This is a genomic window from Halovibrio sp. HP20-59, assembly GCF_033052795.2.
Classification (GTDB): domain Bacteria; phylum Pseudomonadota; class Gammaproteobacteria; order Pseudomonadales; family Halomonadaceae; genus Vreelandella.
The window spans coordinates 326,624-352,799 of the sequence record NZ_JAWJUW020000001.1; the positions used below are offsets into that span (position 1 = coordinate 326,624).

Sequence of the window (26,176 nt, forward strand, 5' to 3'; positions counted from 1 at the left end):
CCTGCGGGGGTTTTTTTGCGGCTTCGTAAGTGTTGGGACAGCTTAGCGGTTTACTCTTCTTTATCTTCTAAACGACGGTAAAGCGTCCTGCGGGCTATACCAAGAACCTCTGCGGTGCGTCGTTTATTCCCCCCCGTGGCTTCCAACACTTTATTGATATAGCGTTTTTCAACCTCCTCCAGGCTGGGCCAGCGGATCGGTGGTGGCGCTGGAAGTGGTGTTCCTGCGACTATCTCGCCACTTAATGTAGCTGCCAGTGGCGTGCCCGTTTCTGGCGTGGATTGCTCGCGCAGCCGTTCGGGCAGGTCTTTGTGGTTGAGTGAGCCATTCTCACTTAGCGTAACGGCACGCATAATGGCATTTTCCAGTTCGCGGACGTTGCCGGGGTAATTATAATTAAGTAAGTTGCTCAGGGCGTCGGGTTCGATGTGCTCTATTCGTTTGCCCTGGGCCTCTGAGTGTTTGTCGATAAGCGTAAACACAAGGTGTTCAACATCGCTGCCGCGATCGCGCAGTGGTGGGATACGTAATGAGAATGTTTCTAAACGATAGAACAAGTCACTGCGAAAGTTGGCCTGCTCGATTTCTTGCTCCAAATTGCGATGAGTCGCGGCAATAATACGCACATCGACCGGTTCTTCACGCTCACTACCCACTGGCCTCACGGTCTTTTCTTGCAGCGCACGCAATAATTTTGCCTGAAGATTCATCGGCATCTCACCAATTTCATCTAAAAACAGGCTGCCGCCCTGGGCGCTTTGAAACAGCCCTTTGCGGGCTTCATTGGCACCGGTAAAAGCGCCTTTTACATGGCCAAAAAATTCGCTTTCCATCAAGTCGGCCGGGATGCTGGCGCAGTTGACGGGCACAAACGGTTCTTCACCGCGTTGGCTTTCCTGATGAATGGCTTGGGCCAGTAGTTCTTTGCCAGTGCCGCTTTCACCCAAGATTAAAATCGGAGCATCGCTTTTGGCGAGGCGGGAAGCGTCATGAAATAATGTCTGCATGACTTGGCTTTTACCCACAATGCCGTGGAAATGGCTGGTATCCGAATCGTGGGAAACCGACAAACGCTGCCGCTCCAGGACACGAAACACGGCATCGCGAATAGCATCCAAATCAAGTGGTTTGGTTAAAAAGTCGTCAGCCCCTAATTTTAGCGCTTCAACAGCCTGGTCGATGGTGCCAAACGCTGTAATTACAATAATACCCAGTTCGCTACCCGCTTGGCGTAGCTGCTGTAGTAGCTGTATGCCGGTCATGCCCGGTAGGCGCACATCGGTAATCACCAGCGAGACGGTGGTGTGGCTGAGTAAGGCGATGGCTTCTTCAGCGCTGGGGACGCCAAGCGTTGTGTAGCCTGCATCCTGCAATTCTTCTTCTAACAACTCACGTATAGCGGCGTCATCTTCCACCACCAACAAAGGTAAAAGGTGTTCCTGATGGGTCACAAACGTAGTCCTCACGCGGAAGCGGTTTCACTAATAGGTAACGTAATTTCAAATCCAGCGCCGCCAAGGGCGCTGTCAAACACGCCGATTGTGCCGCCGTGGTCGTTAATAATGCGGTGTACCATCGAGAGCCCCAAGCCGCTGCCTTGACCAACCGGTTTGGTGGTAAAAAATGGGTCGAACACTTTATGGTGATGACTGCTGGGAATTCCTGAGCCATCATCCTCTACCCACAATAGTAGTTCATGCTCTTGCTTGTGGGCGCGTACGCGGATACGGCTAACGTCTGGTGCCTGTGCCGCATTGCGCAATAAATTGGTTAGTACCTGCACAAGTTGTTGACCGTTGGCTACTAAATTGGGTGCCGGCGACGGTAATTCAATGTCTAACTGAATATTGTTCGATTCGAGCGTTTCTTCGACTAAGTCCCTCGCGCTCATAATAAGCTGATCAAGGGCCAGCTCGCCTTTCTCTACGTTATGTTGACGGCCTAATTCCATCAACTGACGCACAATGGCGACGATGCGTTCCACTTCGCTGCGAATTCGCCCTAATCGGGCGCGTTCGTCATCGCCGATGACATCGCGGCGAGCCAAACGCTGAGCTTGGCCATTAATGACCGTTAGCGGTGCGCCTATTTCGTGGGCAACGCCTGCCGCCAACACGCCGAGTTCCGCCAATTTTTTCGATTTGCGTAGGCGCTTTTCAAGCTCTATTTCGCGCCGCTGACGGCTTTCAATATCGCTATCTTTCTCTAACATCGCATCCAGCATGCCGTTTAACCCTGAGGCTAGGCAACGGTATTCGGCAGGGCCGTCTTCAGTCGCGCGTTGGCTACGATCGCCTTCTTCGATGAGCGACATGACGTGCAACAAGCGATTCAGCGGCCGCTCAATGTAGCTGCGAAATCCCCACCAAATGCTCAGCACAATGCCCGCTGCGCCCACCACAAAGACCAGCACGGCAACAAGGCTGATAAAACCGGTGTAGTTCTCAATGCCGGTGTTAAGGCGGTTTACCTGCAGTACGCCATAAACAGTGCCATCTTGCGAGCGCAGCGGTGTCAACGCAGAATAATAGTTCCAACCGTCGTGTTGACGATAGTTACTGTAAAGATCATCGCGCTCAATAACCTGCTGGATCTCTTCGCGGCTGAAAATATCCTGGCCAAGGCCAAGGCCGTAAATATCTCGGCCATCGGTATCGAAAACATAGGCCCCGTAAATGCGATGGAAGGAAAACGCTGACTGCAAAGCCTCTTCAAGCGGCGTGCTGCTATTCGGTGTGACGGCGTAGCTAAGCGATGTGCTCAGCGCACGGGTAATAATCTCAACTTCGGTTTGTAGTTTAGAGCGAACGTTATCTTCCAGCGATTTAATCGCTACCAGGCTAAACACCACCAAGCTGATAAACAGCGGCACAATCACTGTCAATATCATTAAATTGCGTAATCGCATACTGCATCCATGGTGGTGTTAATACTGATTGTTCAGTCCGTTGAAATGTTACCGATTGCCACTGGGACGCAATCGATAAAGACTCCCTTGTGGGTTGTCAGTGAGTAAATACAGGGCTCCGTCAGGGCTTTGGCTGACCCCTCTAATGCGGCCTACGTCGCCTTCTAAAATAAGCTCTTCTTCGGCCACTTCACCTTCTTCTAAGCGTAGGCGCAGTAGCTTTTCGCTAGCTAACCCACCGACCAATAGGTTGCCTTCCCAGGCGCTAAAGTTGTCACCGGTGACTTCAGCAAGCCCGGCTGGGGCAAAACGGCCTTCGAATATGTAGACCGGGTCGGTCATGCCGGGTAACGAATCTGCCCCAATCGGTTCATTGGTGGCATAGTCATTGCCCAGACTGACATCGGGCCAGCCATAGTTATTGCCCGCTTCGATATGATTAAGCTCATCGCCAGTGCGCGGGCCGTGCTCTGACACCCAGGCTTCACCCGAACGCAATACCGTCATGCCTTGAATGTTGCGATTGCCCAGGGTGTAAATTTCATTAAGGGTCTCGTCATCACCTACAAAAGGATTGTCATCAGGGACGCCGCCTGTTTCAGTAAGGCGCAATGTGGAACCGGCATGATCGTCACTGGCTTGGGCGCGAGACGGATCGCGGCCACGATCACCAATACTCATCAACAGTGTACCATCGGGAAGCCACGCCAACCGTGAGCCATAATGACGCCCCGGCGCTGAGGCGCGGTCCTGCTCGAATAAGTGTTCCACCTCGCCGAGTTCGCCATCCTGCCAGCTAACTCTTGAAAGCGCTGAGCGGCTGTTGTTGCCATCGGGCTTGCTCCAGGTAAAGTAAATCCAGTCATGATCGCCGTCACCAAAGTCGGGGTGCAGCACAATATCCAGTAAACCACCTTGGCCCTGGGTACTGACGTCAGGCAAGCCATCAAGCGAGCGGGCTTCGCCACTTTCGGGGTCGATGAGCTGCAACTGACCACTGCGCTCGCTCACCAGATAGCCGCCATCGGGTAAAAAAGCGATGGCCCAGGGGTGTTCCAAACCGTCGGCAACACGTTCAATTGAAAGCGTAAGATGGTCGGTTTCCAGCGCTTCTTGGACAACCTCGGCTTTAGCGGTATCAATGGCGCTGGCGACGACTAACCCGCCTAAAGCAGGGACCAGTAAGCGTGCGGTGAGACAACTCTTGTTCGCAGAATGCATAGCGTACCTCGAATGGTGTCATTGCGCGTTAATGCTGCTCATTAACTAACAGTGACCCTTTACCCCGGTGGGGGTTCCACTCGTTACATTAGCAGGGCGAGTAGCACAGGCAGGTAAATCAGCGCTAATAACGTTGAACAAAACACCAAACTGGCGACGTAAACAGGCTCGCGCTGGGCGCGCTGAGCAAATAAATAGTTAAACACGGCGACGGGCATACACATCTGCATCACTAAGATGCTTTGTGCCAATGGCGGTAGGCCGACCCATCCGGCAATCAACCAGGCCACGACGGCGGCCAGAGGGATCCTGATCAAACTAAATCCGAGCCCGGAGCGCAAATTCTTAACTTGAATATTGGCGAGTGCCACGCCCAGCGTAATCAGCATCAGCGGTACCGTGAAGCCTGACATTAAATCAACCGTGTTCGCCAGCCAGAGGGGGAGTGGCGTGTCCGTCAGCAGCAGGACCATCGAGATTATTATGGCGTATACCGTGGGTGTCTTTAATAAGGTTTTAAGTGGATTGCCTTGGCTATTAAGCACCGCGCCTAAAGTGAACTGAAATAGCGACACGGTGACCATGACCGTAATGCCGTAGGCAAAGCCAGCACTGCCAAAGGCATAAAGCACCACCGGCAAGCCCATATTGCCGGTATTGGGATACATCATGGGGGCAATCAGTACCCGCCAGTGGCGGCGTAATAATTTAGCGACTAAGAACGTCGCTGCCCCCATGGTGATAATCACCAGCGCGGCGGCCAGCATGGTTTGACCAAAGGTGGCCGCGTCTATCTCGGCGCCAGCAAGGGAGGCGAGGACCAAAGACGGGGTGCCAATGTTAAACACTAACCGCGTAATGAAGTCGACCGGGTAGGGGTGCCCTAAGCGTACCCATACATAGCCAAGCCCTGCACCGGCCAGTACGGGCGCCATAACGGCAAAAAGTTCGGCAAGCATTGACTGTCCTTAGCATTCGTTAGCCGCCCATTGTCGTTAATGAGCTGGCTAACTGGCAAGGCAAACACTCAAATTAGCCTAAACAGCAGCGGTTGAAGTACGCCACGGGGCGGGCACCTGGCTACGTAAAAATTCTAATAGCGCGTGGGTGCGGCGCGATTGGTGGCCATAGGCATAAAGCAGCGTGATAGGTAGAGGCACCGGTTCCCAGCCAGGCAGGCAGTTAACCAACTCACCCGGATGATGCTGTTCGCGCTTTGCGGTTAACCAGTGAGACAGCAAACCTATGCCCTGGCCACGCGCGATGGCGTCAATATGCAATAGGGTGAGATCCACTTTTAGCCTTGAGCGGGGCGGATTAAACGTGTATTCGCCATGCGCTGGGTGAGTGAGCAGCAGCCCATCAGACGCCGAACCCAGCAGATCTATCCAGGCGTGTTGGTTAAGTTCATTGGGATGGCTAGGCATACCATTGGCCGCTAAATAGCGGGGGCTGGCATAAAGCCCGCGGTTTAAGTACCCCAAGCGCTCTTGATTCAGCCCGCACTCGTAAGTCGGCCCCAGCCAAACATGGACGCTATTGCTGTGCATTTTTGTTGGTGGCGTCTCACGGGTATGCAGCGTTAACTCCACTTTAGGATGACGGTTTAAAAAGGCGTCAATCGCACTCGCCAGCCAGCTACGCGCCAGCGCGCCGTGCACCTCAAGGGTGATTTCACCGCTAATTTCCTCACGCAGTTCTGAAAGCGCTTCCTCGCTGTGGGCCGCCATAGCGAGTAATTCAGTGCAATAGGTATGAAAGAGCAATCCCGCTTCGGTAGGGATCAGACGGTTCGCCTGGCGTCGTAAAAGCGGCTGGTTAAGGCGTGCTTCAAGTTGGCTGACGCGACGGCTTAGGGTCGACTTGGCTAGCCCCAGCTTTTTCGCACTACGCGTTAAGCTACCGGTCGCCATCACATCGGCAAAAGCAGCAAGTTCATCAAAGTCATACATCGTCAGGCCCACAGGGCAGAAATTGAATAGTGATTATGCCATTCATTAATTACGAATAAAAATAATAGGTATTTGTGTTCCGTTTGGTTGAACGTCATGTCTCACCCCTTTGTGCAAAGAATATGCAAGAATACAAATGCTAATAATTCGTATTTAACTGAGCGATTGCTCATTCACCACAAAGGACGAAGTTATGTCTCTCTGTTTGCGCCGTACGTTGCTGGCCAGCGCTATCTCTTCATTTGCCACTAGCGCTCTATGGGCACAAGAAACGCCTCAATTAGACGATATGGTGGTCACTGCGTCGGGGTTTGAGCAACAGGTTGCCAATGCCCCGGCGTCTATCAGCGTGATTTCCCGCGAAGAGTTAGAGCGGGGCCACTATCAAAATGTCACCGATGCGCTGCGCGATGTGCCGGGTGTGATTGTCACTGGTGGCGGCGGTGGGGATCGTGGACATGATATCTCTATTCGCGGCATGCCTTCTCAATACACACTGATGCTGGTCGATGGTCGGCCGCAGAATTCACGCGAGTCTCGGCCCAATGGCAGCGCCGGGTTTGAGCAAGACTGGCTGCCGCCGCTCCAGGCCATCGAGCGTATTGAAGTCGTACGCGGGCCCATGTCAACGCTTTACGGCTCCGACGCCATTGGTGGGGTGATCAATGTGATTACCCGCAAGGTCGCCAAGGAGTGGCACGGTAATGTTCAGCTGGACACGGTACTGCAAGAAGACAACGATTCTGGCGATAGTCGCCAAGCCAATTTTTATCTTAGCGGCCCTCTGGTAGGCGATCGGTTAGGGCTTCAGCTCTATGGTCGCACCTCTCAGCGTGACGAAGACAATATCGTTAATGGCTATGAAGATAAAAGTCTTCAAAGTCTTACCGCACGATTCAGCCTTGCTGCCTCACAAAACCACGACTTCACGTTTGAGGCCGGTATAACCGAACAAGAGCGCGAAGCGCTAATGGGTAACTCGGCGCCATCAGAGGGTTGCCGCGGTGGCTGTGAAGACAGTTTCAACGAATTTACCAATCAGCACGTTGCGCTAACCCACAGCGGCCGATTCGATTGGGGCACCAGCGAAACCTATGTGCAGCGTGAGCGTAGTGATAACAAATCGCGTGACATCGAAATCACTAACACCACCGCCAAAACCAGCGCGGTCATTCCGCTGGGAATGCATATGCTGACGGTAGGCGCGAACTATGAAGAAGAGTCGCTCCAAGACAGCACCACCAACAGAATTTCCGACCGCACTGAGATTGAGAACAGCCAATGGGCGGTGTTTGTTGAAGATGAGTGGATGCTGGCGGAATCTTGGGCGCTAACTGGCGGCTTACGTTTAGATGACGATGATAACTTCGGCACCCATATCAGCCCACGGCTTTACAGCGTGTGGAACATGAGCCCTGACTGGGCTCTCAAGGGTGGGGTATCTACTGGCTACCGCTCACCCAACCTGCGGGAAATCACCTCTGACTGGGGAGCCATCAGCCGTGGTGGTACGACCTATGGAAACCCTAGTCTGGAACCGGAGACCTCAATTAACAAAGAAATAGCACTGCTTTACAGCGCGCCAAGCGGCCTGAGTGGCGGGGTCACACTGTTCCACAATGATTTCGAGGACAAAATTAATCGTGTGCGTTGCCAGTCGATGACAAGTTGTCCTCCCGCGACGCAGTTTGATCTCGACAGCGATGGTAATCTGCTGACGAATACAAGGGTCAATGTCGACGAGGCCATTACCCAAGGCGCCGAGGTGAGTATTGCCGCACCGCTAAACGAAGCGCTTGAGCTTACCGCTAGCTACACCTTTACTGATAGTGAGCAAAAAAGTGGCGAATACGAAGGCGAGCCACTAACCCAGCTGCCACGCCACCAAGTATCGGCCACGCTGGATTGGCAAGCCTCGGCTAAACTCAGCCAGTGGACCAAAGTGACCTACCGCGGCGAAGAAAGCCAACCCACTAGCGGCCCTTCGCAAAGCGCCACTGTGGCGCCTTCCTACACCTTTGTCGATGCAGGCGTTGGCTACCAGCTAAATGAATCGACGCAACTGAACGCCGGCATCTACAACCTGTTCGACGAAGCCATCGACTACGATGAGTACGGCTATGTGGAAGATGGCCGCCGGGTTTGGCTAGGCCTCAATGTCTCCTTCTAAGCCCTTCCTTCTAAAACCTATGCTCGGGCAATAAGTAAAAACAGCAGCGGCTATCCAGCGATAGCCGCTTTTTTGGCTGCTAGAAAAGGGGAGGTTAGTCAACAAAAAACCCCAGTGCATGCTCGGCCGTGAGATTGATAGCTCTGATAGTCGACAAAGTCTTTATCAAGCAGGTTATAAATCGTGGTGCTCAGATTAAGACGATCAGTGACGGCGTAAATCGAAACTCAGCGGTACTGCCAGCGTTGCAGCAAATGGAACGCACCATTCGCTCGAATAGTAGTGCAAGCGCTTTTGAGAATCGTTATTATCTTTTTAAATTTACCGCCCGAGAGAAATGTATGCTGTTCACCACCCCATCGATTTCCGCCGTGTTAGCCACCTATCTGCGTCAGGGCATGGCTGCCGCGCTACTGAGTACATTGGCCATCAGCGCCGCGCAGGCTCGCACACTGGATACAGCTTTCGGCGATGTAGAGGTTGAAGGAACGCCCGAACGCGTTGTGACGCTTTACGAAGGCGCGCTGGATGCCGCGCTGGCAGCCGGTATTACCCCATTAGGCGCCGTCACCACGCGCGGTGGCGATAACGTCGCCGAGTACGTGGAGGCTCATTTGGGCAATGACCGGCCCGCCATTATGGGCGTGGTGCGTGAGATTAATATTGAAGCCGTGCTGGCGCAGCAGCCCGATCTGATTTTGGCGCCCGCGCAGCTTTCTGATGAGCAGTATCAATTGCTTGCGCAGATTGCGCCCACCGTTGTGCCCCACACTCAGCCGTTAGCCGCAGACAACTGGGAAGCCGAAGCGCGGCTTTACGGCCAAGCGTTAAACCGAGCAGGAGCCATCGACGAGGCCATTGCCGCGGTTGATCAGCGCGCCGCACAGCTGGCAGATGCAGTAGCGGATGCCAACGTGAGCGGAACCGCCTTTTTAGTGCGCTGGATGCCCGGCGGCCCCATGGTGATGTCGGAAAACCTAATTGCGACTGGGCTGTTAGAGCGGGTTGGGCTTGACGTACAAGGCGCCGATTTAATTGGCGAACGCGGCGTGCATAGCGATGTGCTCAGCCTGGAAAATCTCTCCCAAGTAGACGGTGACTGGCTGTTTCTGGCAACCCTCAATGAAGATGGACAAGAAGCCCTAGAGGCCGCGAAGCAAAGTGCCGCTTTTAACCGCCTTAACGTGGTTCAGCAAAACCAGGTGGTGCCTGTTAACGGCCAGCTGTGGAGCAGTGCTAATGGCCCACTGGCCGCGCAAGCCATTCTTGATGATATTGAGGCTGCGCTGTTGCCGTGATGGTTCCAGGTTTTGCCACCGTCGCTCGGCGTACACGGTCACGTAGGTTAATGCTGTTACTACTCACCGCCCTTGTGGCGGTGAGTGTCGTTAGCTTATTGGTTGGTGCGGGTAGCGTTGGGCCATGGCGAGTTTTAGCGCTGCTTAGCGGCACGCCGGACAGTGAAGTGAGTTTTATCGTCTGGGAACTGCGCGCGCCGCGTACCTTAATTGGCATTGCAGTAGGCATGGCATTAGGTGTCTCGGGGGCGCTGTTGCAAGCGGTTGCCCGTAATCCGCTGGCCGAACCGGGCCTGCTAGGCGTTAGCGCGGGCGCCGCGTTTGCGGTCACGCTCGCCTTGGTACTGGGGGCTAGTGCCGCCACCTTGCGTATTTCCGTGGCGCAGCTGGGCGCCCTGTTGGGGTGTATCTGTGTATTAAGCGTGGCCCGTTTTCGTGGCGTGGGTAACGACCCTGTCAGGCTGGTGCTCGCTGGGGCTGCTTTTTCAGGGCTGCTTGCCTCGCTGACCTCGTTGATACTGCTTTACGACCAGCGCGCCGCTGACGAAATTCGTTTTTGGGTGATTGGCAGCTTATCAGGGCGCCGCTTGGATGACTTAGTGGCCGTAATGCCGAGTATGCTGCTGGCCGCGCTCGTCATCGCGCTGATTGCACGGCCGTTGGCGGCACTTGCCCTGGGCGAGCGCATTGCCTCTGGGCTAGGGCACCACCCTCATCTGATTCGCTGGCTTGTGGTCGCCTGCGTGGCGCTATTGGTCGGCGCTGCCACGGCCATCGCCGGGCCGATTGCCTTTGTCGGGCTAGTGGTGCCGTTTGTGGCGCGAGCGTTTGCCGGGCCTGATATTCGTCGCACGCTGTGGTTTTGCCTGCCCATCGGCCCATTAATGGTGCTGGCAGCGGATATTATTTCACGCGTTGTCGTCGCGCCATCGGAACTGCCGCTGGGCGTGCTTACCGCGCTATGCGGCGCGCCGGTGTTGGTGGCCGTGGTGCGCGCGCGCCGGTTACCGATGCTATGAGCAGGCCAATGAAAACGTCTTCGATAAAAACGTCGCCTATGCCTTTTTCTTCTGAGCGCTACGCGATCAATTCCCAGCAGAGCGATAGCGACAAAGTGCAGCCGCCCATAGGGTTTTGGCGGTTCGGTTGGCGCAGCCCCAGCGGCGAAAAGAGTGTGTTGTTAGATCAGCGGGCCGTGATCGTTAACGCTGGGCTGATGTGTTGTTTATTAATAGTGTGTGTGATTTATCTGAGCCTAGGCAGTGTTCCCGTGGCGCCTTTAAAGGTGCTGCAGGCATTGTTGGGTAACGCAGATAACATGACAACGTTTGTTGTACAGAAACTGCGTTTGCCCCGTTTGGCTGCTGCCTGCGCTACCGGGGCGGCTTTTGCCTTAGCGGGCATACTGATGCAAACCTTGGCGCGAAACCGTTTGGCGACGCCTGGTATTATCGGCATCGACAACGGTGCGACGGCGTTTGCCGTGGCTTCAGTGGTGGGGATGGGGGTCTCTATCGCGCCGCCTGCGATGGCGTTAGCCGGGGCGACCACAGCCGCCGTCTTGACCTTCGGGCTTTCCGCCGGCAGCGGCACTCAAGGCTATCGCTTTATTATCGCAGGGATTGGCGTCGGCGCGGTGTTTGGCGCGGTGACGCAACTGATGTTGGCGCGAGTAGCGATTGATACCGCCAATGCCGCCTACCCCTGGACAGTGGGCTCGTTGAACGCTCGCCCCGCGGGCGCAGTGCAGCTGCTGGGCGTTGGGTTGGCGTTAGGTTTGGCTGCCGCGCTGGCGCTCGCGCGGTCATTAACCCTGCTGCGTTTTAAAGATGCCACCGCTAGGGGCTTGGGCGTTAACGTCCGGCGCCGCCGCCTTGAGGTGCTGCTGCTGTCGGTGGCGCTAACCGGGTTAGCGGTCGCAGTGGCCGGACCTGTTGGCATGGTGGGCCTGATTGGCCCTGAGATTGCCCGCTCGCTATCGAGTTCGCGTAGCGTGCCGATCATGGCTGCTACCTTGGCGGGGGCGTTGGTAATGCTGCTCGCAGACCTGGCCGGGCGCACGCTGCTCGCTCCCATCGAATTGCCCGTTGGTATCGTGACGTCCGTCGTCGGCGGGCCCTGGTTACTATGGATATTAATGCGCCCGCAACGGAGCTTTACATGAGCCAAGCCACGCCCTCGTCAATGCCATCACTGGCGACTCAATCGTTAGCCATGAGCTACGGCAGCCGCCTGGTGATTGATGGCTTAGATATCACTCTGCCTAGCGGGCAGGTCACCGCCATTGTGGGCCCCAACGGCTGTGGCAAATCAACGCTGCTGGCCGGGCTTGCTCGCTTGCATAAACCCGACAACGGTGCGGTGCTGCTGGACGGTGACGATATTCAACGCCTTCCTGCTCGTCAGTTGGCTACCCAGCTGGCGTTATTGCCCCAAGAAGCCGTTGCTCCAGAAGGGCTAACCGTGACCGAGCTGATCCGCTTTGGGCGCCAACCCCACCAAGGCTGGTTGCGCCAGTGGTCCGCGGAAGACCAGCGCGTGGTGCAGCACGCGCTTGCCGCCGCGGGGCTAGAACAACTCGCCGATAGGCCGATAGAAGCGCTTTCCGGTGGTCAGCGTCAGCGCGCTTGGATTGCTATGACCATCGCCCAGCAAACGCCGTTATTACTACTGGATGAGCCCACTTCTGCGCTGGATCTTGGTCATCAGATCGAAGTGTTTGAACTGGTTAGGCATCTTGCCCATCACGGCCGCACTGTGGTGATGGTATTGCACGATCTTGCCAGTGCCTGCCGCTACGCTGACTACCTAATCGCCATGCGCGAAGGGCATGTCGTTGCCCAGGGCGCGCCAGCGGATGTCGTCACCCCAGCCCTGGTGCGCGCGCTTTATCAGGTAGACTGCACGTTGATTTTCGATCCCGATACCGGCAGTCCGTTGCTTGCCAATGTGCGACGTGCCGTGGCCACTGGCTAATACTTCACCGTTACGCATTGAGGCTGGGTGGTGATTTCATTACGCTAGCGCCTCTAACCTATTCAGCTCATCACTTACTTTGTAAGGAATGCTTGTGGCTCCCTCTATGCCCCGTTCTCAGAATCAGAGCTTTCAAGCCCTAGTGCGGCTACTGCGCTATGCCAAAGGCTACCGCCGCCGTATTATTGCTGCGTCCATCTGTTCGATCATCAACAAGCTGTTTGATATTGCCCCCGAAATTTTGATTGGTGTCGCCATTGATGTGGTGGTCAATCAAGAGCAGAGCTTTGTGGCCAGTTTGGGCTTTGATACGCCCCAGCAGCAGATCACCATGCTGGCGGTGCTGACGTTTGTTATTTGGGCGGGGGAGTCGCTATTTGAGTACCTGTTTCAAGTCCTGTGGCGCAACTTAGCCCAGCGGCTTCAGGCAGATATGCGCCAAGACACCTACGAGCACGCGCAACGGCTGGACATGGCGTTCTTCGAATCGAAAAGCTCCGGTCAGCTGGTCGCCACCATGAACGACGATGTGAACCAGTTGGAGCGCTTTCTCGACGGCGGGGCCAACGCGCTGATTCAGGTGCTGGTCACCGTGGTAGCGGTAGGTGCGGTGTTCTTTGTGCTTTCACCCTTGATTGCGCTGCTGGCGTTTACGCCGATTCCGCTGATTATCTGGGGTGCGTTCTACTTCCAGCGCAAAGCGGGCCCGCTGTATAGCGACGTGCGCGAAAAAGTGGGCGATCTAGCCAGCCGGCTTTCCAATAACCTAAGCGGTATTGCCACTATCAAGAGCTTTACCAGCGAAGACCGCGAAGCCGAGCGGTTGCGCTACGCTAGCGAAGCTTATGTCGAGTCTAACCGCAGGGCGATCCAGGTCAGCTCGGCGTTTATTCCGATTATCCGCATGGCAATTTTGGCAGGCTTTTTGGCCACCTTTACCGTGGGCGGCATGATGGCGCTCAATGGCACGTTGAACGTAGGCGCTTACGGCGTGCTGGTGTTTCTAACCCAGCGGCTACTCTGGCCGCTGACCGGCTTGGCCCAGGTGATTGACCTATTCGAGCGCGCCATGGCGAGTACCAAGCGGATTCTCGACCTGTTAGAGGAGCCCATTACCGTTAAAGACGACAGCACGACGCCCTTGGCTCAGCCCGTTAAGGGCGAGGTGCGTTTTGAGTCGGTGAGCTTTCATTACGCCGCCAGCGAAGTTGGCGTTGATGGGGTGGACCTGAACGCGCCTGCCGGGCGCACCTTGGCGCTGGTCGGCGCGACCGGCTCGGGCAAATCAACCCTAATCAAGCTGCTACTGCGCTTTTACGACCCGGAAAGCGGGCGCGTGCTAATCGACGGCCAGCCGGTAATGGACGTAAGTATGCACTCACTGCGTCAGGCGATTGGGCTAGTCAGCCAGGATGTTTACCTGTTTGAAGGCAGCATTCGCGACAATATCGCCTACGGCAAGCCCGACGCCGACGACGCTGAGATTATCGACGCCGCCAAAACGGCAGAGGCGTGGAGCTTTATCGAGACGCTGCCCCAAGGGCTAGAAACGCCGGTTGGGGAGCGCGGCGTGCGGCTTTCCGGCGGCCAGCGCCAACGGCTTTCGCTAGCGCGAGCACTGCTCAAAGACCCGCCAATTCTGGTGCTGGACGAAGCCACCAGCGCGGTGGACAACGAAACCGAAGCGGCCATTCAGCGCTCGCTGAAACGCATCGCCCACGGCCGCACGGTGATCATGATTGCTCACCGGCTATCCACTATTGTGCATGCCGACGAGATCGTGGTGATCGAGAAGGGCCAAGTGGCCGAACGCGGAACCCACGCCAGTTTGTTGGAAGCCGACGGCCACTATGCCGCCCAATGGCGGGTACAAACTGGCGAAGCCCAAACGAGGGATTTAGAAGCGCTAAATGGCTAACGGTTAACCAACAGCGCATTCATGGTGACGGGCACATGCTCGTCAATCTCCTGGTAACCCAGCAGCGACAGCACGGTACGCACCGTGCTGTTTTCCATCAAAACGTTACCGTCGATTGCCATCGGCTCGGCATGGGTCACGCGTATCTCGTTCAAGCCTTCGCGGGTAAACCTCAGCGGTACCGATTCCTGCTGGTTTACCATGTTTGACTGAACGCGAAACACCAACGTCTCCACCAGCGATTCACCGATATCCAAGCTGTCCAACCGCTCCGGCGACATCTGCGCCACTAGCGTCACCAAGGTAGTGTCAGCCAACAGGCCTACCCAGGGTGGCAGCTCGCCAAAGCGCTCAAGTATATCGGTTTGGCTGAGCTTCAGTGGCAGGCGAAGGGTGCCATCGCTGGAAATATCGCCCTGCAGATCGCGCACTCGATGGTGGTGGGTTTGCGGTGCCTCGCCATTTAACTGAGTGATCGACGCCTGTACCTGCGATTGTGCGGGATCAAGCTGCCAATCAGCCTGCACGGGCAGCGCCAACAATAAGGGCAATAGAGCAATCAATGCTTTCACAGCGCGTCTCCGTATAAAGAACTACTTACCAGACTGCCCAATCCACATAAAGTGCCGTAATCACATCGAGATAGCGTAATGGGGCTAGCCTCGCACCGCCACATTCGCTATGATATGCACGCTTTTCGGGCCTATAGCTCAGTTGGTCAGAGCAGGGGACTCATAATCCCTTGGTCGTAGGTTCAAGTCCTACTGGGCCCACCATTTCTATATTTGCCTATTTCAAAAGCAAGGGATTATAAATCCCTTGGTCTGCGGGTAACGTATTCCCCCCTCGTTTTATTCCCCTGTTTGTCATTTTACGAAAGTTTGAAGGCTGATCCCCATTCGTTAGCGTGTATGATATGTGTCTTTCATCAGCTGTTTGTAATATTGGGGACGCGCCCTCTTGAGGCTACAGGTGTTATCGTTATCAACCCGTGGCTAGGCTAGGTGCAATGCAAAAGTTAATCACTGCTTACCACGCCAAGTATTACGCCCACGAACTAACTCGACGTCACGGGGCGGATGGTGTTGACCGGCTGTCTCAATCGCTATTTGATGCCAGCGTAGACCTGAACCCTCACCAGATCGAAGCGGCGCTATTTGCTATGCGCAACCCGCTACAGCAAGGCGTTCTGCTGGCTGATGAGGTGGGCCTTGGTAAAACGATTGAAGCGGCGTTGGTGGTATGCCAGTTGTGGGCTGAGCGCCGTCGAAAGCTACTGATCATTGCGCCTGCCAGCTTACGCAAGCAATGGGCACAGGAGCTCTTAGATAAATTTGCGGTTCCTACTACCGTGCTGGATGCCATCGCGCTCCGTAAACAGTCAGCCGGTAGTGCCCTGCAAACCTTGCAACACCTAGCTGGCAAGACCGTCATCATCATGTCTTACCAGTTTGCTGCTCGACTAGAAGCTGAGCTACGGGCTATCTCTTGGGATATTGTTGTAATCGATGAGGCGCATAAGCTGCGTAACGCTCATCGCCAAAGCAACCGGACTGGGCAAGCGTTGCGCCGTGCCCTGGAAGGCCGTAAGAAGCTATTGCTTACTGCGACGCCGCTTCAAAACTCCTTGATGGAGATTTACGGGCTTTCCACGCTGATTGATGAACACCTATTTGGTGATGAAAAGGCCTTCCGCAAGCAATACGTGAATAATCCTGAGGGGCTAGAAGAGCTGCGCGGACGCTTGGCTGATTTTACTCAACGTACCTTACGTAAAGATGTATTGGAGTACATTCAGTACACCGCACGGCGGGCAATAACGCAGCCTTTCAACCCCACTGACGCCGAGCAGGTTCTTTACGAACGAGTTTCTGCCTTTTTGTTGCGCGAGGAATCTTTTGCCCTCCCCAAACGCCAGCGCCACCTAACAGGGCTGATACTACGCAAGCTGCTTGCCTCAAGTACCCCAGCTATTGTCGGTACTCTTGTCACTATCTGCGCACGCTTGGAACAGTTACTGGTAGATGAAGCCGCAGCCGATAAGATCAATCTTTTGGAACAGTGGGTAGAAGAGGATGATCTTGAAATCGATTACCTGGAAGAACAAGAGCTGGAGCAAAGTGCAGGCGCTGAAATAGCCAATCAGGGCTATCTTCCCGCACTGCAGCAGGAACTGAAAACAACCGAGCAAAAGTCTCAGGCTATTCGCGAAGAAATAAATGAGCTAAACGGTATCATCACGCTGGCCCAGGGCCTACAAACTGACACCAAAGCCAAATCATTGCTCACAGCGCTGCAGTTGGGTTTTGCCAATATGACTGAGCTGGGGGCTCCCCGCAAAGCCATTATCTTTACTGAGTCGAAGCGTACCCAAGGCTATTTATACCAATTCTTAGCCGCCAATGGCTATGATGGCAAGCTGGCAATGTTCAGTGGGACTAATAACCATCCAGACACCACAGTCATTTATCAGCATTGGTTAAAAGAGCATCAAGGCACAGATAGGGTCACCGGTTCTCCGCAGGTGGATCGACGCACCGCCCTGATTGATCATTTTCGTAAAGACGATGGCTCAGGTGCCGACATCATGATCGCCACTGAAGCCGCTGCAGAAGGGGTCAACCTACAATTTTGTGCGCTGCTGATCAATTATGATCTGCCCTGGAACCCGCAACGAATAGAACAGCGAATTGGTCGCTGCCACCGCTACGGGCAAAAATACGACGTAGTGGTCATCAACTTCCTGAATACACGAAATCAGGCTGACCAGCGGGTATTGGAGCTGCTATCTGAAAAGCTGCACCTGTTCTCAGGGGTTTTTGGTGCTTCGGACGAAGTGCTAGGGCGCATCGAAAGCGGCATCGACTTTGAAAAACGTATTCTCTCTATCTACGAGACCTGCCGCCACCCAGATGACATTGAACTGGCCTTCAATGCCTTGCAGGAGGAGCTAGAAGAAGCGATCAATGACCGAGTCAAAGACACTCAAAGCCAGCTGCTAGAAAATTTTGATGAAGATGTCCACGACCGACTCAAACTGCGGCTAGATGAAGCTGAAGCACGTCTTGATAAACTGGGCCGCTGGTTCTGGGGGGTGACACGCTACGCATTAGAAAAATATGTACGCTTTGATCATGCTTCCTATGCCTTTGCTTTACAGAAAACCCCGGCTGGCATGAGTTCTCACATTGAACCAGGCCGATATCAGTTGATTCGAGGCGCAGCTCAGCCTGACATGCTCGCTCACGCTTATCGGCTTAGCCATCCATTGGGTGAGTGGGCCCAGGAAAACAGCTTGAGCGCAAAAACCCCTCAAGCCAAAATCATTTTTGACTACAGTGCTCACAGCAGCAAAATAAGCCAAGTCGAAAAGTTAGTGGGCAAGACCGGTTGGCTACGTCTGGACAGATTGCAGGTCACTGCATTTGAAACGACCGAAACCTTGCTGTTTTCTGGTCTCACTGACGATGGACAGTCACTCGACCAAGAAGTATGCGAAAAGCTGATGGCAGTTGAAGCCCAGGGCAAACCGCAATTGCTGGATGATAAGCCTCCAGCTCAGCTTGTCGCTAACAGCGAACGCCATATTAATGCTGCTGTTGCCGATATTTTCGAAGCCAATCAGCGCCTGTTTAATGAAGAGCGCGACAAGCTGGAAAAGTGGGCCGAAGACAAATTGTTGGCAGCAGAAGAAGCGCTGAAAAACACCAAGGCGCGTATCGCACTACTCAAGCGAGATGCCCGCAAGGCTTCCACCTTGCAGGAGCAGTCTGATATTCAGCAGGAAATCGCCTCATTAGAAAGACAGCAGCGCCGTCAGCGGCGAGATATCTTTGCTGTAGAAGACGAAATTATAGAGCAGCGCGACCAACTTATTGACTCCTTGCAGCAACGCCTGCAGGAAACAACCGAAACAGAGATGCTTTTCACCCTGCACTGGCAAGTCGTGTGACATCGTGGGGGATATAACTTTTAAGGCTTGAGTACATGAACGAAGTAAATAACCAAAAATTTCAAGAGCTTGTTGCTAAACTGCGCGAAATTTTTCAGATTGACCAGCCAGAGTTGGATTTTGGTATTTACCGAATTCTCAATGCGCGTGCTGACGAGATCAACGAATACCTGGAAAAACGTTTGCCAAAAAAAGTGCAAGCTGCGCTGAGCAGCGGCAGCGATGCCCAGTGTGAACAGATCACTCGTGAACTGAAAGAAAAAGAAGGGCAGTACACTGCCGATGGACTTGATCCTGACAATGTACCCAAAGTGCAGGAGCTGCGTCAGAAGCTGGCTGAATACAGCGCTGGGGCTTCTGAGCACGAAAACGCTGTCTTTTCTCACTTACTGACCTTTTTTTCCCGCTACTACGACAATGGCGATTTTATCAGCCAGCGCCGTTACAAGGGTGATACTTACGCCATTCCTTATTCTGGCGAAGAGGTCATGCTGCACTGGGCCAATAAAGACCAGTACTACACCAAGAGCGGTGAAAACTTTGCCAACTACAGCTTTAAGCTGGACGATGGTCGTACCGTTCACTTCCGTCTAGTGTCTGCCGATACCGCCAAAGACAACCGTAAAGACAACGATAAAGAGCGCCGCTTCGCACTCATTCACCCAAAGACGGTCATTCGAACCGATGAGCAAGGTGAAGAGTACGAGGAAGCGCTAAACCCGGTTGAGGAAGTGGTTGGCGCAGAGGGCACAGAGCTGACCATCCGCTTTGAGTACGCGCCTCAGCCTAAAGGTACAAAACAGGATGCCCTCGTTAAACAAGCTGTCGATGGCGTGTTAAATGATGACGTGGTCAAGGCTCGTTGGCTAGATTTGGGCAACCGTGCGCCTACTGAGAAGAACCCCCAGCGCACCCAGTTGGAAAAGTACCTAACCGATTACACCACCAAAAATAACGCCGATTACTTTATCCATAAGAATCTAGGTGGTTTTCTGCGTCGCGAGCTGGACTTCTATATCAAGAATGAAGTGATGCACCTGGACGATGTGCAGAATGCAGGTGCTTTTGCCGATATCGAAAAGAACCTGCGCATGATTCAGTGCCTGCGTACCATTGCCCTGGAGCTAATCGGTTTCCTTGCCCAGTTAGAAGACTTCCAGAAAAAGCTATGGTTAAAGAAGAAATTCGTGGTGTCCAGTCACTACTGCATCACGCTGGATCGAGTATTTGCTATAGGCGAAGATATAGAAGACGAAGAAGAAAAGGCTAAGGCAATAGTAACTAGGGATTGGCTATTGTCAGAGATTGCCGCCAATGAAAAGCAATGGGGGCAATGGCAGCAGTTAGGTATATGGGATGGGGTGATTCCTGGTACGGTTGAGGATTTGAAGGCTAGGACTTATCAGATGGTAGATACTAGTCTATTTGATGACTTATTCAGTGCAAAGTTGTTGAGTCATCTCCCTTGCTTGGATGAGTCGACTTCTGGATTGTTGCTAAACGGAGACAACTTTCAGGGATTACGTTTGCTAAGCGAACGCTACCGAAGCTCGGTAACTGATGTATACATTGATCCACCTTATAATACAGACGCTGCTCCGATCATTTACAAGAACGGATTCAAGGACTCAACTTGGCTTTCACTAATTTCAAATCGTTTTGATGCTTGCAGATTTTTAGAACTCGATACAACGATTACTTGTATTACCATTGATGATGTAGAAATGCATCGATTGCAAGTTATGCTCGAAGAGTTGAGGCAGCCTGCTCTTGGCGTAATCGCCATCAAAAATAATCCAGCGGGCAGAACGGGTACGGTTGGCTTCTCAACATGTCATGAATATGCAATGTTCTTTGGGGATCCAGAGAAATCAAGAGTCGGTAGGCTAGAACATTCCGATGCACAAAAGGCGCGATATAAAGAGTCTGATGAAGATGGGGCATTTGAATGGACCAATTTTCGTAAGCATGGCGGTGGAAACACCTATAGAACTGAGCGCCCACGCCAGTACTACCCTATCTACATTAAAGGCGAAAAACTCCGTCTTCCAGATATGGAGTGGAATCAGTCACGTCGTGATTGGGATGTTTTAGAAAAGCCCGACGATGCTGAAATTACTATATATCCGATTGATGATAAAGGTAGGCAAAGGATTTGGGATTTTGGTGCGGAAACTGCCAAGAATAACCTCAAACATCTCAAGGTTAAGCCCGACTCAAAAGGGGAACCAGCCGTTTATCGAAAGTGGCGTATCAATTCTGAAGGGCTGCTTCCGCAAACGATTTGGGATACTTCAAAGATGTCAGCTGCCGCTTATGGCACAAATCTTTTGGCTGATTTTTTTGGTGAGACCCATAGATTCTCCTTTCCAAAGTCAGTTTACGCGGTAATGGATTGCTTGAGAACGACCGGCGCCGCGAGAGAAAAGCAAAGGCTCATTCTCGACTATTTTGCTGGATCTGGCACAACTGGCCATGCTGCTATCGAACTGAATCGAAAGGATGGTGGGTCTAGGAACTACATTTTGGTTGAGCAGGGTGATTATTTTGAAACGGTGATGAAGCCTCGCCTTCAGAAGATTATTTTTTCAACGGCTTGGAAAAATGGCAAGCCCACGGCCCCTGAAACTGGTATCTCGCATTGCTTCAAAGTCCTCAAGCTCGAAAGCTACGAAGACACTCTGAATAATCTCCAGCTACGCCGTGAGGTTAAACAGAACCAAACGCTAGACGCTCTCGACCAGGCTGCAAAAGATGATTATCTGCTTCACTACATGCTGGGTGTAGAAAGCCGGGGTTCACTGCTATCGGTTGAGGACTTCAACAAGCCTTTCGACTATGCCATGAACATCGCCACCGACTCAGCCGGTGCTTACGAGCGTACCAAGGTCGACTTGGTGGAAACCTTCAATTACCTGATTGGTTTGAGCGTTAAGCATATCGATGCCCAGCCAGAACGCGGCTTTGTGACGGTGACTGGTACCTCGCCAAGTGGAGAAAGCTGTCTGGTGCTCTGGCGTGATTGTGAATTACTGGATTACGAAGGCGTTAGGCGCTTGTGCGATAGATTGGCTATCAACCCAGCCGATAATGAATTCGATGTGGTCTATATCAACGGCGACCACAACATCCCCACTGTACTAACGCAAACCGCCGAAGAAGGCGGTGCTACGCGGGTGCTAAAGCTGCGCCAAATTGAGCCTGTGTTTCTGGATCGCATGTTCACCACGGAGGATGTGTGATGACCGACCAAGAAGAAGCAGCGCATCCAGATCCAGATAAGGTAGGTGAAATGATCATCTACCCCGGTAAGGATGGACGCCTACGTGTAGAAGCCCGGCTGCATGAGGAAAGCCTGTGGCTAACGCAGAAGCAAATGGCTGAGCTGTTTAATGTGGATATTCGTACCATCAGTGAACATTTAAGAAATATATTCCAAGACAACGAGTTACAGGAAGAGTCAGTTGTCCGGAAATTCCGGATAACTGCGAGCGACGGCAAACGGTACCTGACCGGTTTTTACCATCTGGATGCAATCATCTCGGTAGGCTATCGCGTGAGTTCAATACGGGCTACCCAGTTCCGCCAGTGGGCTACCCAAGTGCTGCGTGAATACATCGTCAAGGGTTTTGCCATGGACGATGAACGCCTTAAAAATCCGCCAGTAGCGGGCTCAGCGGTGCCAGACTATTTCGATGAAATGATCGAACGTATCCGCGACATACGTGCCAGCGAACGGCGTATGTACCTGCGGGTGCGTGAGATTTTTTCTTTGGCTGCGGATTACCAGCCCTCGCTTAAGGAAACGACACGTTTTTTTCAGACCATGCAGAACAAGCTGCATTTTGCGATTACTGGCATGACTGCGCCTGAGATTATTGCTAACCGCATTAACCACCTGCTACCCAATGCTGGGTTGAGCAGCTGGGCAGGTGATGAAGTACGTAAGCGAGATGTGACGGTAGCCAAGAATTACCTGAATGAAGATGAAATACGCGAGCTGAACCGTATCATCACCATGTGGCTGGATTTTGCCGAGGATCAGGCAGAACGTCGAAAGCAGGTGTTCATGGCCGATTGGGAGCAGAAGCTGGATGACTTCCTGCGGTTTAACGACCGCCAAGTATTGCCTGATGCGGGAAAACGTACTCGAAAACAAGCCGATGCCATCGCCCATGCTGAGTTTGAGAAATTTGCTGCAATCCGTCGTGAGGAAAAAGAAGCCCTTGGCGCTATTGAGCACATGCGAGAGCTGGAAGGTGCTGCTCAATTGTTGAAAAAAGAGTCTGGTAAGAACAAGCCCGGCTCTGCTAACACCCGTAAACAGGGTAATACCAAGGGGGAGGCGGAGTGAGCAAGAAGAATCAGAAACGCAGCTTCCATCAGGAGCTGGTTCTTAACCGCTGGATGCTGGCGTTTTTCAACATCGAAAAATTGGCAGATTTAAAACAGCGCCTTGGTGAAGACCGGCATGAAGGCATCGATGAGGATGGGCAGAGCAAGTTTTTTCATGAGCTGATGCACGGCTTGTTCAACCCTAATTTGGTTGCGGAGACGGATCTACGCCGCTACGACCTGAATATTGTCCGCTATTGGCAAGAGATCACAGCCGAGCGTAACAAGCTGGAAGGTCATGAACTGCAGATGAAGTACTTTCAGTACCTATCGCTGTTATTCACTGAAATCTACATGGACTGGTATTTCAATAAGCGGCAAATCTTACTCGATGGTTTAAATGAAGAGATGGCTAGCTATCGTGATGAAATAGGCGCAGAACCTTTTCGCGATTTTGTCGTCGATGATCTGAATAAGGTGGCGTTCTGGAACGCCACAGGCAGCGGTAAGACTCTGCTACTTCATGTCAACATTAAGCAGTACCTTCATTACTTTCAGGCAGGACACGCGGACAGCTACCCGGATAAAATCATTCTGTTGACCCCTAACGAGGGGCTATCGCGACAGCATCTAGATGAACTGAAATTGTCAGGCTTCCCTGCTCAACTCTTCAACAAGAACCAAACACTGATGTATCCCGGTATGGTCGAAGTTATCGATATCAATAAGCTGGGCGATGAGATGGGCGACAAAATGGTCGCCGTAGAAGCATTTGAGGGTAACAACCTGGTGTTGGTCGATGAAGGACATCGGGGAACTGGTAAAGATGCCACGGCGTGGATGCGGCGTAGGAATGCTTTGATACAGGGTGGTTTTGCGTTTGAGTATTCTGCCACTTTTGGGCAAGCGGTTGCGAAAGGCTATACCGTGGAAATGGCGGAGCTGGAAACGCAGAAAAAGCGTGCCAAGGTGCTGTTCGGCACTAGCAGCCTGAAAAAGCTGGATGAAACTCAATTGGCAGAGCTGACGCTATCTCTAGAGGATAAGCGCCTTGCCCGAGTGACAGCCACTCGCGAAATCTACGCCAAGTGTATTCTGTTTGATTACTCCTATAAGTTTTTCTATGAAGACGGTTACGGTAAAGAGTCGCTGATTCTCAATATGAATGGCGATGCCTACGAGCAGGGAGATAATGCGGCTAAGTACTTCACTGCCTGTTTGCTGGCTTTTTATCAGCAGTTATGGCTGTGGAGCACCCATCGCGAAAAACTGCGCGACTTTAACATTGAAAAACCACTCTGGGTGTTTGTAGGCAATACGGTATCCGGGGAAGATTCAGACATATTGGAGGTTGTTAGCTTCCTAGCAGATTTCTTGAACAATGATGCTCAAATCAAGACATGGTTGGCTGACCTGATCGCTGATAGGGCTCAGATATTGGATGCTAAAGGCAACAATATCTTCAAAGGCCGCTTTACACCGTTGATGAGCTTCACTGATAACGTAGATGCACTTTATGCTGATATTTTACAGCGAGTGTTCAATGCCCCTTCCAAGCAGCGTCTTAAGCTGGTCAATATAAAAAGCAGTAAAGGCGAATTAGCACTGCGCGTAGGTAATGCTGAGCCATTCGGCCTGATAAATATCGGGGATGAAGGCAAATTATTCGGTCAGGCAGAAGATAAGGACACGTTCGACAGCGAGCGTGATGATTTTGGCGGCGCATTGTTCGGCACACTGAACGATAAGAGTAGCCAGCTTAAGGTGCTGATCGGCTCACGCAAATTTACCGAAGGCTGGAGCAGTTGGCGGGTCTCAACCATGGGCCTACTAAACATGGGGCAGGGCGAAGGCTCACAGATTATTCAGCTGTTTGGTCGTGGCGTGCGCTTGAAAGGCAAGGGCTTTTCGTTGAAGCGAACCACGCCACAGGAGCGGCCAAAAGGCGTGCATCTAGATAAGCTGGAAACGCTCAATATTTTTGGCGTGCGCGCCAGTTATATGGCGGCCTTTAAAGACTATCTGCGTGAAGAGGGCATCACGCCCAGTGATGAGATTTTAGAGTTAGATTTTCCCACGCGGGCTAACTTACCTGCTGGAAAGCTGAAAACACTGGCTCTGAAGGATGGCTACAAGGATAACCAGAAAAGAGGGTTCAAGCGTACTCATTTTCCCTGGTTATATGAGATCCCGGATGAATTTGAAGGCAAGATCAAAACGCCCCAAATCATCCTCGACTTGTATCCGCGTGTGGAAGCGCTCAGTACCCTGCGAAATGCGTCGCAAGGTAAGGGCCTTCAGGCGGCCAAAGAAGATAGAAACAGGGAAAAACTAAATACCGACTTATTTTCAGTTTTCGACTGGGATCGGGTCTATTTAGCGCTGCAGGATTATAAAATCCAGCGTAGCTGGAGCAACCTACGCCTTGATCGCCAAAGACTGATCGATTTCTGCTCAGGCTCAAATGAGTGGTACACCCTGTACATTCCCTCAGCTGAACTAAAAGTGCGCAGTTTTAGTGATATTCGTAAGCAAGAAGACATCCTGATTCGGCTGCTAATCGATTATACCGAGCGCTTTTATAATGCATTAAAGAAAGGGTATGAAGCCCAGTTCTACGACATTATCCATATCGATGAAGACCACGGATCGATGCTGAAGCTTTATCAAGTTGAGCTAGAAAATAATGATAAAGGAGGAGAATACCTGAAAAAGCTTGAAGCGCTGAAGCAGCTTGTCGCTGACGGTAAAATAGGTGAGGCAAGCCAATGGTCAGCCCCGAATATGGTAGCCATAAGTTTTGACCGACATTTGTATTATCCCTTGCTAGCGCTTGAAGATAAGGATGCAGTGCCTTTAACGCTGCGGCCACTAGGCTTTGACGCGCCCAGTGAATGGGAGTTTGTGCGCGATTTGGAAGCCTTCTATAACTCACCTGAAGGCAAAGAAGCCATTGGGCACCGAAGCCTGTATTTGTTGCGCAATGCCGATAGCGAGAAAAAAGGCCTTGGTTTTGCCTTGGCAGGGAATTTCTATCCAGATTTTCTGCTGTGGCTAGTGGACGATACAACCAAACAGCAGTGGCTGACGTTTGTTGACCCAAAAGGTTTGCGTAACCTGGACCTCTCCGATGCCAAGCTTGGGCTATACAAAGAGGTGAAAACCCTCGAGTCAACATTAGCTGCTCAGGCTAAACCTGGCGAACCACCATTGACATTGAATGCCTTCGTGCTGTCGCCAACGAAGTTTTCAGACTTGCTTAATGTGGGCGATCCGAAACACAAAACCGAGCTAGAAGAGCGGCATGTATTGTTTATGGAAGAAGGTGGTAATAGTTACTTGAAGAAGATGTTTGACCGCATTAGCTAGGCAATGCTGCTTGGGACGAGTTACACAAATCTAGGTCGACAGAGGGGCTATCAACCCTGGTAGCCCCGACGATTGGG

Annotated in this window: 16 protein-coding genes and 1 tRNA gene; 11 read left to right on the forward strand and 6 right to left on the reverse strand. The window is 52.7% G+C overall.

The genetic code is table 11. The features are described from left to right. Positions 1-50: 50 nt before the first annotated feature. The 5 genes from RZA33_RS01600 to RZA33_RS01620 all read right to left on the reverse strand — a co-directional run bounded on the left by RZA33_RS01600 (position 51) and on the right by RZA33_RS01620 (position 6,081). Entirely contained in the window at positions 51-1,451 is a 1,401-nt protein-coding gene (locus RZA33_RS01600) for a sigma-54 dependent transcriptional regulator (protein ID WP_317506094.1), read from the reverse strand. An 11-nt stretch (positions 1,452-1,462) separates the two neighbouring features. Next, a complete protein-coding gene (locus RZA33_RS01605; RefSeq protein WP_317506095.1) occupies positions 1,463-2,908 on the reverse strand; it encodes a sensor histidine kinase in 1,446 nt (481 codons plus the stop codon). Between the two features lie 48 nt (positions 2,909-2,956). Further along, positions 2,957-4,129, reverse strand: a complete 1,173-nt coding sequence (locus tag RZA33_RS01610; RefSeq protein ID WP_317506096.1) for a PQQ-dependent sugar dehydrogenase — start codon at positions 4,127-4,129, stop codon at positions 2,957-2,959. Positions 4,130-4,212: 83 nt separating this feature from the next. Then, positions 4,213-5,088 (reverse strand): AEC family transporter, encoded by an 876-nt coding sequence (locus RZA33_RS01615; protein ID WP_317506097.1) that lies wholly within the window; start codon positions 5,086-5,088, stop codon positions 4,213-4,215. Positions 5,089-5,166: 78 nt separating this feature from the next. After that, positions 5,167-6,081, reverse strand: a complete 915-nt coding sequence (locus tag RZA33_RS01620; RefSeq protein ID WP_317506098.1) for a LysR family transcriptional regulator — start codon at positions 6,079-6,081, stop codon at positions 5,167-5,169. Positions 6,082-6,274: 193 nt separating this feature from the next. Here RZA33_RS01620 and RZA33_RS01625 point away from each other — a divergent pair, with 193 nt between their 5' ends. The 6 genes from RZA33_RS01625 (at position 6,275) to RZA33_RS01650 (ending at position 14,443) form a co-directional block, all read left to right on the forward strand. Then, entirely contained in the window at positions 6,275-8,251 is a 1,977-nt protein-coding gene (locus RZA33_RS01625; RefSeq protein ID WP_317506099.1) for a ligand-gated channel protein, read from the forward strand. 398 nt (positions 8,252-8,649) lie between these two features. Continuing rightward, a complete protein-coding gene (locus tag RZA33_RS01630; protein ID WP_317506210.1) occupies positions 8,650-9,549 on the forward strand; it encodes an ABC transporter substrate-binding protein in 900 nt (299 codons plus the stop codon). Between the two features lie 50 nt (positions 9,550-9,599). After that, a complete protein-coding gene (locus tag RZA33_RS01635) occupies positions 9,600-10,568 on the forward strand; it encodes an iron ABC transporter permease (RefSeq protein ID WP_317506100.1) in 969 nt (322 codons plus the stop codon). Between the two features lie 8 nt (positions 10,569-10,576). Next, positions 10,577-11,713, forward strand: a complete 1,137-nt coding sequence (locus tag RZA33_RS01640; RefSeq protein ID WP_317506101.1) for an iron ABC transporter permease — start codon at positions 10,577-10,579, stop codon at positions 11,711-11,713. Further along, complete coding sequence (locus tag RZA33_RS01645) at positions 11,710-12,525, forward strand: ABC transporter ATP-binding protein (protein ID WP_317506102.1); 816 nt, start codon at positions 11,710-11,712, stop codon at positions 12,523-12,525. Before RZA33_RS01640 ends, RZA33_RS01645 begins: the two co-directional genes overlap by 4 nt. Before the next feature lie 106 nt (positions 12,526-12,631). Next, complete coding sequence (locus RZA33_RS01650) at positions 12,632-14,443, forward strand: ABC transporter ATP-binding protein (RefSeq protein WP_317506103.1); 1,812 nt, start codon at positions 12,632-12,634, stop codon at positions 14,441-14,443. Here RZA33_RS01650 and RZA33_RS01655 read toward each other — a convergent pair. Beyond that, positions 14,440-15,015 (reverse strand): hypothetical protein, encoded by a 576-nt coding sequence (locus RZA33_RS01655; protein WP_317506104.1) that lies wholly within the window; start codon positions 15,013-15,015, stop codon positions 14,440-14,442. The genes RZA33_RS01650 and RZA33_RS01655 overlap by 4 nt on opposite strands. Before the next feature lie 127 nt (positions 15,016-15,142). Here RZA33_RS01655 and RZA33_RS01660 point away from each other — a divergent pair. From RZA33_RS01660 to RZA33_RS01680, 5 genes are all read left to right on the forward strand, one after another. Then, a tRNA-Ile gene (locus RZA33_RS01660) sits at positions 15,143-15,219 on the forward strand. A gap of 233 nt (positions 15,220-15,452) precedes the next feature. Then, the gene (locus tag RZA33_RS01665) at positions 15,453-18,395 is read left to right on the forward strand and encodes an SNF2-related protein (RefSeq protein WP_317506105.1); all 2,943 of its coding nucleotides are present in this window, start codon (positions 15,453-15,455) and stop codon (positions 18,393-18,395) included. Positions 18,396-18,430: 35 nt separating this feature from the next. After that, complete coding sequence (locus RZA33_RS01670) at positions 18,431-21,637, forward strand: site-specific DNA-methyltransferase (protein WP_317506106.1); 3,207 nt, start codon at positions 18,431-18,433, stop codon at positions 21,635-21,637. After that, positions 21,637-22,749 carry a virulence RhuM family protein gene (locus tag RZA33_RS01675; RefSeq protein ID WP_317506107.1) on the forward strand — a complete coding sequence of 371 codons (1,113 nt, stop codon included), beginning with the start codon at positions 21,637-21,639 and terminating at the stop codon, positions 22,747-22,749. Before RZA33_RS01670 ends, RZA33_RS01675 begins: the two co-directional genes overlap by 1 nt. Further along, complete coding sequence (locus RZA33_RS01680; RefSeq protein ID WP_317506108.1) at positions 22,746-26,099, forward strand: DEAD/DEAH box helicase family protein; 3,354 nt, start codon at positions 22,746-22,748, stop codon at positions 26,097-26,099. Before RZA33_RS01675 ends, RZA33_RS01680 begins: the two co-directional genes overlap by 4 nt. Positions 26,100-26,176: the final 77 nt, after the last annotated feature.

Excerpts from the sequence above, each read along its gene's own strand:
- RZA33_RS01650 (WP_317506103.1), top strand. The coding sequence starts at position 12,632 with ATGCCCCGTTCTCAGAATCAGAGCTTTCAAGCCCTAGTGCGGCTACTG.
- RZA33_RS01640 (WP_317506101.1), top strand. The coding sequence starts at position 10,577 with ATGAAAACGTCTTCGATAAAAACGTCGCCTATGCCTTTTTCTTCTGAG.
- RZA33_RS01615 (WP_317506097.1), bottom strand. The coding sequence starts at position 5,088 with ATGCTTGCCGAACTTTTTGCCGTTATGGCGCCCGTACTGGCCGGTGCA.
- RZA33_RS01665 (WP_317506105.1), top strand. The coding sequence starts at position 15,453 with ATGCAAAAGTTAATCACTGCTTACCACGCCAAGTATTACGCCCACGAA.
- RZA33_RS01635 (WP_317506100.1), top strand. The coding sequence starts at position 9,600 with ATGCTGTTACTACTCACCGCCCTTGTGGCGGTGAGTGTCGTTAGCTTA.
- RZA33_RS01620 (WP_317506098.1), bottom strand. The coding sequence starts at position 6,081 with ATGTATGACTTTGATGAACTTGCTGCTTTTGCCGATGTGATGGCGACC.
- RZA33_RS01605 (WP_317506095.1), bottom strand. The coding sequence starts at position 2,908 with ATGCGATTACGCAATTTAATGATATTGACAGTGATTGTGCCGCTGTTT.
- RZA33_RS01670 (WP_317506106.1), top strand. The coding sequence starts at position 18,431 with ATGAACGAAGTAAATAACCAAAAATTTCAAGAGCTTGTTGCTAAACTG.
- RZA33_RS01610 (WP_317506096.1), bottom strand. The coding sequence starts at position 4,129 with ATGCATTCTGCGAACAAGAGTTGTCTCACCGCACGCTTACTGGTCCCT.
- RZA33_RS01630 (WP_317506210.1), top strand. The coding sequence starts at position 8,650 with ATGGCTGCCGCGCTACTGAGTACATTGGCCATCAGCGCCGCGCAGGCT.
- RZA33_RS01625 (WP_317506099.1), top strand. The coding sequence starts at position 6,275 with ATGTCTCTCTGTTTGCGCCGTACGTTGCTGGCCAGCGCTATCTCTTCA.
- RZA33_RS01675 (WP_317506107.1), top strand. The coding sequence starts at position 21,637 with ATGACCGACCAAGAAGAAGCAGCGCATCCAGATCCAGATAAGGTAGGT.
- RZA33_RS01645 (WP_317506102.1), top strand. The coding sequence starts at position 11,710 with ATGAGCCAAGCCACGCCCTCGTCAATGCCATCACTGGCGACTCAATCG.